At 68.9% G+C, this 13,600-nt stretch carries 12 protein-coding genes; 6 read left to right on the forward strand and 6 right to left on the reverse strand.

Features of this window, described 5'->3' with window-relative positions; all coding sequences use genetic code 11:
* Nucleotides 1-87 precede the first annotated feature (87 nt).
* Genes ACFVJS_RS06320 through ACFVJS_RS06330 form a run of 3 tightly spaced genes read left to right on the forward strand, consistent with a single transcriptional unit; the run spans nt 88 to nt 2,905 of the window.
* The gene (locus ACFVJS_RS06320) at nt 88-1,146 is read left to right on the forward strand and encodes a FecCD family ABC transporter permease (protein ID WP_378878062.1); all 1,059 of its coding nucleotides are present in this window, start codon (nt 88-90) and stop codon (nt 1,144-1,146) included.
* A gap of 38 nt (nt 1,147-1,184) precedes the next feature.
* Nucleotides 1,185-2,153 (forward strand): ABC transporter substrate-binding protein, encoded by a 969-nt coding sequence (locus ACFVJS_RS06325; RefSeq protein WP_378878063.1) that lies wholly within the window; start codon nt 1,185-1,187, stop codon nt 2,151-2,153.
* A complete protein-coding gene (locus ACFVJS_RS06330; RefSeq protein WP_378878064.1) occupies nt 2,150-2,905 on the forward strand; it encodes an ABC transporter ATP-binding protein in 756 nt (251 codons plus the stop codon). Before ACFVJS_RS06325 ends, ACFVJS_RS06330 begins: the two co-directional genes overlap by 4 nt.
* Before the next feature lie 8 nt (nt 2,906-2,913).
* Here ACFVJS_RS06330 and ACFVJS_RS06335 read toward each other — a convergent pair whose 3' ends face one another.
* Genes ACFVJS_RS06335 through ACFVJS_RS06345 form a run of 3 tightly spaced genes read right to left on the reverse strand, consistent with a single transcriptional unit; the run spans nt 2,914 to nt 5,723 of the window.
* Nucleotides 2,914-3,399, reverse strand: a complete 486-nt coding sequence (locus tag ACFVJS_RS06335) for a pyridoxamine 5'-phosphate oxidase family protein (protein ID WP_378878065.1) — start codon at nt 3,397-3,399, stop codon at nt 2,914-2,916.
* 39 nt (nt 3,400-3,438) lie between these two features.
* On the reverse strand, nt 3,439-4,920 hold the full coding sequence (locus ACFVJS_RS06340) for a flavin-containing monooxygenase (RefSeq protein WP_378878066.1): 1,482 nt from the start codon (nt 4,918-4,920) through the stop codon (nt 3,439-3,441).
* Nucleotides 4,917-5,723, reverse strand: a complete 807-nt coding sequence (locus tag ACFVJS_RS06345; RefSeq protein WP_378878067.1) for an alpha/beta fold hydrolase — start codon at nt 5,721-5,723, stop codon at nt 4,917-4,919. The genes ACFVJS_RS06340 and ACFVJS_RS06345 overlap by 4 nt, the downstream gene beginning before the upstream one ends.
* 62 nt (nt 5,724-5,785) lie before the next feature.
* On the opposite strand from ACFVJS_RS06345, the gene ACFVJS_RS06350 reads away from it, so the two are divergent.
* Together ACFVJS_RS06350 and ACFVJS_RS06355 are read left to right on the forward strand one after the other, a co-directional pair.
* Nucleotides 5,786-6,790 (forward strand): diiron oxygenase, encoded by a 1,005-nt coding sequence (locus ACFVJS_RS06350; protein ID WP_378878068.1) that lies wholly within the window; start codon nt 5,786-5,788, stop codon nt 6,788-6,790.
* 112 nt (nt 6,791-6,902) lie between these two features.
* Nucleotides 6,903-7,502, forward strand: coding sequence for a TetR/AcrR family transcriptional regulator (locus ACFVJS_RS06355; protein ID WP_378878069.1), 600 nt, complete (start codon nt 6,903-6,905; stop codon nt 7,500-7,502).
* A gap of 6 nt (nt 7,503-7,508) precedes the next feature.
* Here the strand turns inward: ACFVJS_RS06355 and ACFVJS_RS06360 are convergent, their stop codons facing one another.
* Nucleotides 7,509-7,973, reverse strand: coding sequence for a DUF4232 domain-containing protein (locus ACFVJS_RS06360; RefSeq protein WP_378878071.1), 465 nt, complete (start codon nt 7,971-7,973; stop codon nt 7,509-7,511).
* 305 nt (nt 7,974-8,278) lie between these two features.
* Nucleotides 8,279-8,665, reverse strand: a complete 387-nt coding sequence (locus tag ACFVJS_RS06365; RefSeq protein ID WP_378878072.1) for a winged helix-turn-helix transcriptional regulator — start codon at nt 8,663-8,665, stop codon at nt 8,279-8,281.
* A gap of 109 nt (nt 8,666-8,774) precedes the next feature.
* Here ACFVJS_RS06365 and ACFVJS_RS06370 point away from each other — a divergent pair, with 109 nt between their 5' ends.
* The gene (locus ACFVJS_RS06370; protein WP_378878073.1) at nt 8,775-9,656 is read left to right on the forward strand and encodes an alcohol dehydrogenase catalytic domain-containing protein; all 882 of its coding nucleotides are present in this window, start codon (nt 8,775-8,777) and stop codon (nt 9,654-9,656) included.
* 57 nt (nt 9,657-9,713) lie between these two features.
* On the opposite strand, the gene ACFVJS_RS06375 is transcribed toward ACFVJS_RS06370, so the two are convergent.
* A complete protein-coding gene (locus ACFVJS_RS06375; protein WP_378878074.1) occupies nt 9,714-13,589 on the reverse strand; it encodes a DNA-directed RNA polymerase subunit beta' in 3,876 nt (1,291 codons plus the stop codon).
* Between the last annotated feature and the right edge of the window lie 11 nt (nt 13,590-13,600).

A 13,600-nucleotide genomic window follows, 5' to 3' on the forward strand; every position in this document is an offset into this window, starting at 1 on the left:
CCCTCACCTCCGGCCAGCGGAAGCCCCTGCTAGGTTATTGCAAGTTATTCGCAGTAGTCCTCGACGCAGTCTCGGAAGGGCCCCCACGTGCACGACCCTCTCGGCGTACGTCGCCGCCGCCGGCGCGCCGTCATCTGGCTTCTGGGCCTCCTCACCGCCGCCGTGGCAACGGTCGTCGTCGCGGTCGGGCTGGGGGCTGCGTACGTCACACCGGGGACGGTCGCCCAGATCCTCGGCCACCACCTCCTCGGCCTGCCCGAGGCCGGCTGGAAGGCCACCGAGGAGGCGATCGTGTGGAAGGTACGTCTCCCCCGCGTCCTCCTCGGCGCCCTGGTCGGCGCAGGCCTGGCCGTCACCGGCATGGCGCTACAGGCGATGGTCCGCAACATGCTGGCCGACCCCTACCTGCTCGGGATCAACTCGGGCGCCTCCAGCGGCGCCGCGGCGGCGATCCTCTTCGGTGCGGGCACCGGGCTGGGGGCATACGCCTTGCCGGGGTCCGCCTTCCTCGGCGCCCTGGCGGCGTCGTTCCTGGTGTTCGCGCTGGCGCGCAGCGGTGGCCGGGTGACTTCGCTGCGGCTGTTGCTCTCCGGGGTCGCGGTCGGCTACCTGCTCTACGGGCTGACCAGCTTCCTGATCTTCGCCTCCGGCTCCGCCGAGGGCGCGCGATCGGTGATGTTCTGGCTGCTCGGGTCGCTGGGGCTGGCGCAATGGGACGGCCTGCTCGCCGTCGTGGCCGTCGCAGTGACCGCCACGATCACCCTGCTGACCCTCGCCGGTCGCGGGCTCGACGCCCTGGCCATCGGCGACGAGACCGCCCACACCCTCGGCATCTCCCCCGACCGCTTCCGCACCCTGCTGCTCGTCGTGGTGGCGCTGACCGTCGGCGTGGTCGTCTCGGCCGCCGGCAGCATCGGCTTCGTCGGCCTGGTCGTGCCACACCTGGCCCGCCGCGCCGTCGGCTCCGCCCACGCGGTGGCCGTGCCCGCGGCCGCGCTCATGGGCGCGATCCTGCTGGTCTGGGCCGATGTGCTCGCCCGGGTCCTCCTCCAGCCCCAGGAGATCCCGATCGGGATCGTCACCGCACTCCTTGGCGCCCCGTTCCTCATCGTCCTGATCCGGCGCTTCTCCGCCCGCGACGTCTGACCACCACCACCCGCCCGACCCGACACCAGGAGCCCGACATGATTCGCCCCACGATCGCCACCGCCGCCCTCGTGCTGGCCACGACCACCGCGTGCGGCGCCGATGCCTCCGGCACCGAGGCCGCCACGGACGGCTTCCCGGTCACCATCGAGAACTGCGGCGCCGAGGTCACCTTCGACGCGCCCCCGGAGCGCGTGGTGATGCTGAAGAGCTCCGCGGTGCCCTACCTGCACGCGCTCGGCGTGATGGACCAGGTCGTGGCCCGGGCCGGCGAGTACCCCGCCGACTACTACGACGCCGAGACCCAGGCCGAGCTCGACGACATCCCGCTGCTCACCGACGAGATGGACACCAGCGGCCACCTGCAGATCTCCAAGGAGGTCGTGATCGCCGAGGAGCCCGACCTGGTCCTCGGCGAGGTCGACAACCTCTCCCGGGACACCCTCGACGCCGTCGACATCGATCTCCTCGAGGAGCCGGCGATGTGCCCCGAGGGCGTCGACGACCCCGGCTTCGACGACGTCTACAGCCAGCTCGAGGCCTACGGCAGAGTTTTCGACAAGACCGACGAAGCCGCCAAGGCTGTCGCTGACCTGCGCAAACGCGTCACCGAGCTGGAGACGGAGAAGGTCGGCGAGGGGCGTACGGCGGCGGTGCTCTACCCCACCGTCGGCGGCGGCGTGACCTATGCCTACGGCAACCGCTCGATGGCCCACCCGCAGCTGGAGGCGGCGGGGTTCGAGGACGTCTTCGCGGACGTGGACGAGAGGGTCTTCGAGGTCTCGACCGAGGATCTTCTCGAGCGCGACCCCGACGTGATCATCCTGCTCCACAACGCCGGCGACCCGGCCAAGGTCGAGGAGTCGATCACCCAGCTCGCCGGCGCCGAGGACCTCACCGCGGTCGAGAACGGCGACGTGATGGCGCAGCTGTTCAACTTCACCGAGCCTCCCTCCGCCCTCTCGGTCGACGGCCTGGAGCGGATCATCGACAGGTTCGGCCGGTGATCGAGGCCGCCGGGCTGTCCTGGACGTACGGCGCCACGCCCATCCTCGAGGACGTCGACGTCGACTCCCACGAGGGCCGGGTCCTGGGCCTGATCGGGCCGAACGGGAGCGGAAAGACCACCCTGCTGCGGATGCTCTACGGCGCCCTCCGCGGCAGCGGCACCGTCGAGATCGACGGCGACGACCTCGCCGGACTGCCCGCGAAGGAGGTCGCCCGGCGCCTGGCCGTCGTCGTCCAGGAGTCCGGCACGGACACGACTCTCACCGCCGGCGAGATGGTGCTGCTGGGACGTACGCCGCACCTGTCCGCCTTCGCCAGGGCCGGTGAGCACGACCTGCAGGTCGCCGCCGACTGCCTCGACCGCGTCGGCGGCACCCACCTCGGTCCGCGCTCCTTCGCCGCTCTCTCCGGGGGCGAGCGGCAGCGGGTGCTCATCGCCCGGGCGCTGGCCCAGGAGGCGACCCACCTGCTCCTCGACGAGCCGACCAACCACCTCGACATCCGCTACCAGCACGAGATCCTCTCCCTGGTACGGAAGCTCGGGACGACCGCGATCGTCGTGCTCCACGACCTCAACCTGGCGGCCCGCTACTGCGACGACCTGGTGCTGCTCGACCGGCGCAGGGTCGCCGCGCGCGGCACCGTCGACGAGGTGCTCCGCCCCGAGATCCTGGAGCCGGTCTACGGCATCGGCATCGAGCGGCTCGAGCTGCGCGAGGAGATCCACCTCCTCTTCCGCCCCTCGACCTGAAACCGGCCTCAGATCTCCGGAGCCGCCTCGACCCGGGTCTCCGGAGCCGCCTCGTCGTCCGGATCGACACCGGGAAGATGCGCCTCCCAGAGCTCCACGTCCATCACGTAGAGCCGCAGGGGCGCCTCCCCGCGCAGCTCCTCGGGCTTGAACGCCCGGGCCGTCCCGACGAGCCGATGAAACGCCACCGCGCAGCGCTTCTCGAGCTCGAAGTCGGGCACCTGGCGGGCCATCCCGGTCACGTACGCAGCGCTCGCCCCCGACCCGGGCGGCACCGAGGAGTCGAAGATGACCCCGGCGACGCGCGGGTCGCGGACGATGTTGCGGGAGTGCTGGGCGTCGGGCGCCGAGACCCAGTAGAGGTCCCGGTAGCCGTCGTGGGAGAAGTAGACCGGCGACGTACGCGGACGCCCGTCGGGATCCGAGGTCGCCAGCACCAGATAGGCGACGCTGTCGACGATCCCGCGGACGTGTCGGTCCAGATCAGCTGACATACCTGGGAGGGTAAGCCATTTCCGGGTCGAAATGGCAGGTCAGTCGCCAGAACGCCGCGTCAGCTGCAGCTCCTTCGTCGCTACCGGTCCCCGCCGCAGCACCGGGCGGTCGCGGAAGTAGTCGTTGCGGATCATCCATGGATCGCGTGTCCCCTGCCGCGGCATCACTGCGTCGCCGCGCTGGATGTAGCCGCTCCGCATCGAGGCACCCATCACCGACACCTCACCGCGCACGCCCTCCTCGGCGCTCGGCAGGCTCACCGCATGGCCCTCGTCGGCCATGTGCCGCAGCAGCCGGCAGACGTACGTCGCGGCCAGGTCGGCCTTCAACGTCCATGACGCGTTGGTGTAGCCGAGGATGATCGCGGCGTTGGGCACACCGTCGATGAGCACCCCCTGGTAGAGCATGCGCTCGCGGGTGTCGACGACCTCGCCGTCCACGTCCATCCGTATCCCGCCGAGCACCTGGATCCTCAGGCCCGTGGCGGTGACCACGATGTCGGCGTCGAGCACGTCGCCCGACTCCAGCTCGATCCCGTTCTCGGTGAAGGTCGCGATGTGGTCGGTGACGATGTCGGCGGCGCCCGAGCGCAGCACCCGGAACAGGTCGCCGTTCGGGACGACACAGAGTCGCTCGTCCCACGGCATGTAGGGAGGGTCGAAGTGCTTGAGGTCGATGTCGGGCCCGACCTGGGCACGTACGCCCGCGAGCAGCAGGCGGCGGGAGAGGCGGGGCGCCTTCCGGCAGAGCCGGTAGACGGCCTGCTGGAGGCCGATGTTGCGCAGCCGCCCGACGGGATAGCTGAGCGCCTTCGGCACGCGTGCGAGCTCGAGCAGCGCGGCGACGGGGTCGATCGCCGGAACGGTCGCGATGTACGTCGGTGTGCGCTGCAGCATGGTGACGCTCGCCGCGGTCTTGGCCAGCTCCGGGACCAGGCTGATCGCCGTGGCGCCCGAGCCGATGACCACGACCCGCTTCCCGGTGACGTCGAGATCCTCGGGCCACTCCTGCGGGTGGACGAAGGTCCCTCGGAAGCCGTCCTCGCCCGGCCAGGAGGGACGGTGTCCAGCGCTGTAGTCGTAGTAGCCGGTCGCGCCGACCAGGAACCGGCACTCCCAGATCTCCTCCACGCCGTCGCCGTCGACGGCCCGCACGGTCCAGACCTCGCGCTCGGAGGGCCAGGAGGCGGACCGCACGGTGCGACCGAAGCTGATGTGGTCGGTCACCGCGTACTCCTCCGCGGTCTCGGCCACGTACTCACGGATGCCGGCGCCGTCGGAGAGCACCTTCGTGCCGTGCCAGGGACGGAACCCGTAGCCGAAGGTGAGCATGTCCGAGTCCGACCTGATCCCCGGATACCGGAAGAGGTCCCACGTGCCACCGACCGCCTCACGCTGCTCCAGCAGCGCGTAACTGAGGTCGGGCAGCTCCCTGGTCAGATGGCAGGCCATCCCGATACCGGAGATGCCGGCACCCACGATCAGGACGTCGACCGAACGGGTGGAGCCTGTCGCGCTCATGCCGCCCTCCGGCCAGCCGCGGTCGCGGCCTCGACGGTGCCGACGATCGCGTCGACCACCAGGGCCGGGTCGTCCGACATCGGTACGTGGCCACAGCCCGGGAGCCGGACGTGCCGAGCCGCATGGAGAGCCGTCCGCGCCCGGCGTGCCTGGTAGGGCAGCAGGACCCCGTCCCGTCCCGCCCACGCGACCGTGACCGGGACGTCGTGGATCAGGTCCGGCTCGAAGGCGTACGCCTGGGCCAGGAGTCCGCGCAAGGTGGCCCGCGTGGCGACCAGGTTCCGCAGGTCGCCGGCGGCCTGATCCGGATCGACACGCCACGGTCGGGCCATCAGCCATGCCAGCATCGCCGTCCTACCGACGGGCGAGCGCAGGATGCGCGGCGCGATCGGCTGGGTCACCCGCGCGACCGCCATCACCGACCCGAACAGTGCCTGCACGTACGCGAAATCCAGCCGGCCTGCCCAGAAACCTGCCGGTGAGAGCGCGGTGACGCTGCGCGCCAGCCCCGCCTCGGCGAGCTCCAGCGCCACCAGGCCGCCGAGGGAGTTGCCGACGAGATGGGCCGAGTCGAGCCCGAGGTGATCGAAGAGCACCCGGAACTCGGCATCCAGAGCCTCCTTGGCGGACATCGAGTCGAGCAGCCCGGTCGGCGAGTCGCCGTGGCCGGGAAGGTCGACCAGCACCACGTCGTAACGCTCAGCCAGAGCGTCGACGACAGGTGACCACGCCTGGCGGCGATGGCCGATGCCGTGAATGAGCACGACGGGCTCCCCCGCACCGCAACGTTCGTACGCGAGCACAAGCTCCTCCTTGGATTGATACTCCTTGTATCAACAGTGCCAGGGATGATACAACATGTCTCATGAGCCAGGTCCAGACGACGACTGCCACCACGCACGGTGGGCCGCAGGGTTACTACGAGACCCTCAAGACCCTCTCCGAGGCGTCGGTCACCCAGCACTTCCAGGCGTTCAAGGACATTCCCTGGGACGACCCGGAGTTCCAGCTCGAGATGCCGGACGAGCGCGTCATCCTGACCGACGCCGACGAGATCGGGGCTCATCCCTGGTACAAGTCGCTGTCCAAGGAGCGCCAGATCGAGATCGGGGCCTACCGCTACGCCCAGATCGCGAAGGTGGGACGACAGTTCGAGCAGGTCCTCATCGCCGGGGTGATGCACCACCTCATCAAGGCCAAGGACGGCAACCCGGAGTTCCGCTACGCCATGCACGAGGTGACCGAGGAGACCCACCACGTGCAGATGTTCCAGGAGTCGGTGAACCGCTTCGTCGAGTCCGCGGGCATCGGGAACGTCGCCGGCGCACCGGCGTGGTTCACCCACCTGGCGCCTGTGGTGACCGCATTCGGCGGCATCTCCCCGGAGATCTTCTTCATCGGCATCCTCGGCGGCGAGGAGCCGATCGATCACCTGCAGAAGGCCATCATGCGCGCGGGCGGCAGTCACCCGCTCATCGATCGGATCATGCAGATCCACATCGCCGAGGAAGCCCGGCACATCGGCTTCGCCCATCAGTGGCTGGAGCACCACTGGCCGGAGATGAACCCGATCAAGCGCCAGATCATGACGCTGGCGTTCCCGATCGTCATGCGCACCCTGTGCGACGTCATCATGGTGCCGAGCCGCCAGGCGCGCCACGACATGGGCATTCCCGACGACGTCGCCAAGGAGATCTGGTGGGACTCGGAGGAGTCGCAGAAGCTGCTGCGTGACCTGTTCGCCGACGTACGGATGCTCGCCGACAACCTCGGCATCCGGAAGGGTCCGGCCAAGCTCATCTGGAAGCTCCTGCGGATCGACGGCCGGCCCTCCCGGCACCGTAGTGCCGTAGGCGCCGCCGCGCACTGAGCACGCGGCGGGACCCATTATGGTGGTCGTCGTGGAAGTGGGGCGGCTAGTCGATTCAGCGGTTTCGCGAGCCAAGCGGGTGCCGAACGACGCGGCCCGGCGATCACATATCGTGCGTGCCGCCATCGAGGCTGTCGAGGTCTTCGGACACGACGTCGGCCTCGGCCGGATCGCTGACCTCGCCGGGATCGCCCGCCCGAATCTCTACCGCCTGTTCAAGAACAAGACCCAGCTCGATGTCGAGGTTGCTCGGCAAGGAGCGGCCGAGCTCGCCGCAGCCGTCCAGGACCCGCTGCGCCACGGCGGCTCCGTCGCCGAGATCGTGCACGGGACGTTGGCCGCCAGCGTCAGCTGGGCGGCCGAGCACCCGCATCTCTACCGCTTCATCGCCACGCACGACCAGCGTTCGGCCGAGGGCGGCTCCCCCACCGGCCGGGCCCGGTTCGTGACCGACATCGTCGACACGATCGAGCTCCACCTCAGGGCGGCCCAGATCGAGGCCGAGGTCCCCGCCGGACCGGTGGCCGCGATCCTCGGCCTCGTCGACGGTGCGATCCAGTGGTGGCTGGACCACGACGACGAACCGCAGCAGGTCCTCGTCGATCGTCTCGCCGATCAGGCGACCGCGCTGACGCTCGACCTCGCGGCTCGGCTCGGTCTCGACCTCCCGGCGTCGCTCCGGTTCGAGCCGATCGACACCACCGGAGACTGAGGCGCGCTACCCGAACGCACGGTGCGAGAGCAGCTGCACCCGCTTGTTCTGGCAGCCCGTCGTCTCGTGCGGCACGAACTGGGAGTCGTAGGAGTCCGGCACGTAGACCCGGAACCCGTCCACCTTGGCTGGCTTGCAGTCCGAGGCCGGGTAGTTCTCGGCCGTCGACTCCGCGACCACACTCACCGCCACCTGCCCCGGCTTCAAGATCACCGTGCGCCACGACCCCTCGCGCTTCGCCGGCGCCCCGATCTGGGTGCCGTCGCCTCTCCCGACGTACGAGAGGCCGCCGAAGCCGCCCAGCGAGCATGCGTGACCGGAGACGTTGGTCAACGTGATCTCGCCGAACCGCGATCCCGCACCGGCTTCGGTGGCTCGGTAGCCCGCCTTCAGGTCGGCGTTGGCGCACTTCGGCGTCGCCGGATCCGCCGCCGCGGACCCGGAGGAAGAAGATTGAGACTCAGTCCTCACCGGCGAACCCCCCGTGGCCGCCGGTGAGGACTGAGTCGGGGACGATGGTGCACTGCTCTCCGAGGTCGAATCCGCGGTCCCGGAGACAGATGGTGACGCGTCGACCGCCCCGTCCTTCGTCGACCCGCAACCTCCCACCGCGAGCACGCCGAGGATCCAGACGCCGACCACCATCAGCCGTAGGTGCCGCATCGTTGCTCCTCGAGTAGCAGATGCCAGCCAGATAAACCCAGCCAGTTGACTCATCGTCCTACCCCTGAGACGCGCGGACCACAGGGTTCGTTGCGTCCGATCTCGAGAAAATCTCAGAGCTTGCGGTCGTACGCCGCCCGGGCCTCGTCCACCTCGGCCATGTGGTCCTCGGCCCATTGCTTGAGGTGGGCGAGGACGGGCAGCAGCGTCTGCCCGAGCGGGGTCAGCGCGTAGTCCGTCCGCACCGGCACCGACGGCGTCACCGTGCGCGTCAACAGGCCGTCACGCTCCATCTTCCGCAGCGACTGGGTCAGCATCTTCTGGCTGACCCCCTCGATCTGCGAAGCCAGCTCCGAGTACCTCAGCGGCCCGCGCACCCCGAGCGCCACGATCGCCAGGCTCACCCACTTGTCGCCGATCGTGTCCAGCAGCCGCCTGCTCGGACACAGCGCCGTGAACGCGTCGAATCCGCTGGGCCGCTCGGCCGTCGTCGTCCCCATGGCAGACCTCCAGGTGCGTACGCCACTTCAAAGTGCCTTCTTCCCAACAGAGAGTAGGGCACCGAAAGTAGTGCTTGCAACCAGTCGACCACGTCGAAGGACCAACACCATGTACGCACTCATCTCCCGCGCCGGCGACCCGACCCCGCACCTCGAGGAGCTCCCGGCGCAGCCGCTCGGCTCCGACGAGATCCGGGTCGAGGTGGCAGCCGCCGGCTTCACCCTCTTCGACGCCTTCGTCGCCGCCGACCATGCACCCATCGGGCTTCCCGACGTGATCGGTCTCGGCTTCGACTTCAGCGGCGTCGTCACCGAGATCGGCGAGGCGGTCTCCGGCTTCACGGTCGGTGACCGGGTCGCCGGCTTCCACGGCAACCCTGCCGCCGGCGCCCGCGCCCACGCGACCGAGGTCGTGCTTCCCGCCGCCGACGCCGCGCCCCTCCCCGACGGGCTGTCGCTCGAGGCCGCCGCCGCGGCGCCGCTCAACGCGCTCACCGCCCGCCAGGCGCTCGACCTCCTCGGTCCCGAGCGCGGCAGCCTGCTCATCACCGGAGCCGCCGGCGGTGTCGGCCTGTGGGCGCTGGCGCTCGCGAAGGCGGACGGCTGGACGGTCGACGCTCTCGTACGTCCCGGCACCGAGCATCTCGCCACCGGCGCCGACCAGACCGTCACCGAGATCGAGCCGCGCGCGCACGACGCCGTCCTCGACCTGGCGGCGCTCAACGATCCCGCCCTGTCAGGCGTACGCGACGGCGGCCGCTACATCAGCGTCAAGCCCGGCCGGGCACCGGAGCCGGAGCGCGGCATCGAGGTCTCGACCGTGATGAGCCATGCCGACGGGGCGACTCTTGCCGAGCTGCTGCGGCTGGCCGCTGACGGCACCGTACCGACCCGGATCGCCGCGACCCGTCCGCTCAGCAAGGCGGCCGAGGCCTACCAGGAGGCGACGGCGGCACCGGGCTCGGAGGGCCGCTGGCTCCTGATCCCGTGAAACATGGGCGAAGGCCCCGCCTCCCTGAGGAGACGGGGCCTTCGAGACCACTCTCGACTAGCTCTGGTAGGAGCCGAAGTCGAAGTCGTCCAGCGCGACGGCCTGGCCGCCGGTGTTGCCGAACTCGTAGTCGTAGTTGTCGTAACCGGTCACGGAGTACGCCGCGGCGCGAGCCTCGTCGGTCGGCTCGACCTTGATGTTGCGGTAACGCTCCAGGCCGGTGCCGGCCGGGATGAGCTTACCGATGATGACGTTCTCCTTCAGACCGCGCAGCGAGTCGGAGCGGCCGTTGATGGCAGCGTCGGTGAGGACGCGGGTGGTCTCCTGGAAGGAGGCCGCCGACAGCCAGGACTCGGTGGCCAGCGAGGCCTTGGTGATGCCCATCAGCTCCGGACGACCCGAGGCCGGCTTGCCGCCCTCGGAGACCACGCGCCGGTTCTCCGACTCGAAGTCGATGCGGTCGGCCAGGTCGGACGGCAGCAGGTTGGTGTCACCCGACTCGAGCACGGTGATCCGGCGCAGCATCTGCCGCACGATGATCTCGATGTGCTTGTCGTGGATGGACACACCCTGCGACCGGTACACGGCCTGGACCTCGTCGACGAGGTGCTGCTGCGTCTTGCGGACACCGAGGATACGGAGGACCTCCTTGGGGTCCGGCGTACCGATGGTCAGCGCCTGGCCGACCTCGATGTGGTCGCCGTCGGCGACCCGCAGCCGCGAGCGACGGGAGACGACGTACTCCTTGACGTCCGAACCGTCGTCCGGGGTGACCAGGACCTTGCGGGCCTTGTCGGTCTCCTCGATCTCGACGCGACCGGCGACCTCGGAGATCGGCGTGACACCCTTCGGCGTACGCGCCTCGAAGAGCTCGACGACACGCGGCAGACCCTGCGTGATGTCGTCGGCCGAGGCCACACCACCGGTGTGGAACGTACGCATGGTCAGCTGGGTGCCCGGCTCACCGATGGACTGGGCGGCGATGATGCCGACCGCCTCACCGATGTCGACGAGCTTGCCGGTGGCCAGCGAACGGCCGTAGCACTTGGCACACGTACCCGTACGGGCCTCACAGGTGAGGACCGAACGGACCTTGACCTCGGTGATGCCGGCGCGAACCAGCTCCTCGATCTTGACGTCGCCCAGGTCCTCACCGGCGACCGCGAGAACCTCGCCGGTCTCCGGGTGCTCGATGTCGACGGCAGCCGTGCGAGCGTACGCAGCGGTCTCGGCGTTGTCGTCCTTGACGACGACGCCGCCCTGCTCGACACCGATGACCTTCGGCAGACCACGCTCGGTGCCGCAGTCGTCCTCGCGGATGATGACGTCCTGCGAGACGTCCACCAGACGACGGGTCAGGTAACCCGAGTCGGCGGTACGCAGCGCGGTGTCGGCCAGACCCTTACGAGCACCGTGGGTGGAGATGAAGTACTCCAGGACGGAGAGACCCTCGCGGAAGTTCGACTTGATCGGCCGCGGGATGATCTCGCCCTTCGGGTTGGCCACCAGGCCTCGCATGGCGCCGACCTGACGGATCTGGTTGAAGTTACCCGAGGCGCCGGAGGTGACCTGCATGAAGATCGGGTTCTTGCGGTCGAACGCCTCCTCCATCGCAGCACCGACGACCTTGGCGGCCTCGGTCCAGATCTCGACGAGCTCCTGACGGCGCTCCTCGTCGGTGACCAGACCACGCTCGAACTGCTTCTGCACCTTGGCAGCCTGCTTCTCGAAGCCCTCGAGGATCTCGGCCTTGTTCGGCGGCGTGGTGACGTCGTCGATGGAGACCGTGACACCCGAACGGGTGGCCCAGTGGAAGCCGTTGTCCTTGAGCGCGTCCAGCGACGCCGCGACCTCGACCTTGGTGTAGCGCTCGGCCAGGTCGTTGATGATCGCGCCGAGCTGCTTCTTACCGACCTCGTAGTTCACGAAGGGGTAGTCGGCGGGGAGGGTGTCGTTGAAGATCACCCGGCCCAGCGTGGTCTCGAGGACGAGCGGGTCGCCCGCGGTCCAGCCCTCCGGCACGTCGTAGCCGATCGGCGGGACGATGTCGTCGAGGCGGATCTTGATCTTCGACTGCAGCGTGATCTCGAGGTGGTCGAAGGCCATGATGGCCTCGGCCGGGGACGAGAAGGCACGACCCTCACCGACCTCACCCTCGCGGTCGGAGGTGAGGAAGTAGAGACCGATGATCATGTCCTGGGTCGGCATGGTGACCGGACGACCGTCGGACGGCTTGAGGATGTTGTTGGTCGAGAGCATCAGGATGCGAGCCTCGGCCTGGGCCTCCGCCGACAGCGGCAGGTGGACAGCCATCTGGTCACCGTCGAAGTCCGCGTTGAACGCGGTGCAGACGAGCGGGTGCAGCTGGATGGCCTTACCCTCGATCAGCTGCGGCTCGAAGGCCTGGATGCCGAGTCGGTGCAGGGTGGGCGCACGGTTCAGCAGAACCGGGTGCTCGGTGATGACCTCTTCGAGGACGTCCCACACGACCGGGCGGGCGCGCTCGACCATCCGCTTGGCGGACTTGATGTTCTGAGCGTGGCTCAGGTCCACCAGACGCTTCATCACGAACGGCTTGAACAGCTCCAGCGCCATCTGCTTGGGCAGACCGCACTGGTGCAGCTTGAGCTGCGGACCCGACACGATGACCGAACGACCCGAGTAGTCGACGCGCTTACCGAGCAGGTTCTGGCGGAAGCGACCCTGCTTGCCCTTGAGCATGTCGGAGAGCGACTTCAGCGGACGGTTGCCCGGCCCGGTGACCGGACGGCCACGGCGGCCGTTGTCGAACAGCGAGTCGACGGCCTCCTGCAGCATCCGCTTCTCGTTGTTCACGATGATCTCGGGAGCACCGAGGTCGAGGAGACGCTTGAGGCGGTTGTTGCGGTTGATCACACGACGGTAGAGGTCGTTGAGGTCGGAGGTCGCGAACCGGCCACCGTCGAGCTGCACCATCGGGCGCAGGTCCGGCGGGATGACCGGGACGGCGTCGAGCACCATGCCGGTCGGCTGGTTGCCGGTCTTGCGGAAGGCGTCGACGACCTTGAGGCGCTTGAGCGCGCGGACCTTGCGCTGACCCTTGCCGGTGGCGATGGTCTCGCGCAGGTTCTCGACCTCGGCGTCGATGTCGAAGTTCTCGAGGCGCTTCTGGATCGCCGTGGCGCCCATGTGGCCCTCGAAGTACTTGCCGAACCAGGTCTTCATCTCGCGGTAGAGCAGCTCGTCGCCCATGAGGTCCTGGACCTTCAGGTTCTTGAAGGTGTCCCAGACCTCGTCGAGACGGTTGACCTCACGCTCGGTGCGGTCGCGCAGCTGCTTCATCTCGCGCTCGGCGCCGTCCTTGACCTTGCGCTTGGCGTCGGACTTGGCGCCCTCGGCCTCGAGCGCGGCCAGGTCGGTCTCGAGCTTCTTGGCGCGGTCGTTGATCGCGACGTCGAGCCGGCCGGTCAGCATCTTGCGCTGCTGGTCGACCTTGGCCTCGAGCGAGGACAGGTCGCGGTGACGCGCGTCCTCGTCGACCGAGGTGATCATGTACGCAGCGAAGTAGATGACCTTCTCCAGGTCCTTCGGGGCGAGGTCGAGCAGGTAGCCCAGCCGCGACGGAACGCCCTTGAAGTACCAGATGTGGGTCACCGGAGCGGCGAGCTCGATGTGGCCCATGCGCTCGCGGCGTACCTTGGAGCGGGTGACCTCGACGCCACAGCGCTCACAGATGATGCCCTTGAAGCGCACGCGCTTGTACTTGCCGCAGTAGCACTCCCAGTCCCGGGTGGGACCGAAGATCTTCTCGCAGAAGAGGCCGTCACGCTCGGGCTTGAGCGTGCGGTAGTTGATGGTCTCAGGCTTCTTGACCTCGCCGTGGCTCCACGCGCGGATCTCGTCCGCGGTGGCCAGGCCGATCTTGAGCTGATCGAAGAAGTTGACGTCGAGCACGGTGGCTTCCA

The sequence above is a fragment of the Nocardioides sp. NPDC057772 genome (assembly GCF_042798075.1).
Lineage (GTDB): Bacteria > Actinomycetota > Actinomycetes > Propionibacteriales > Nocardioidaceae > Nocardioides.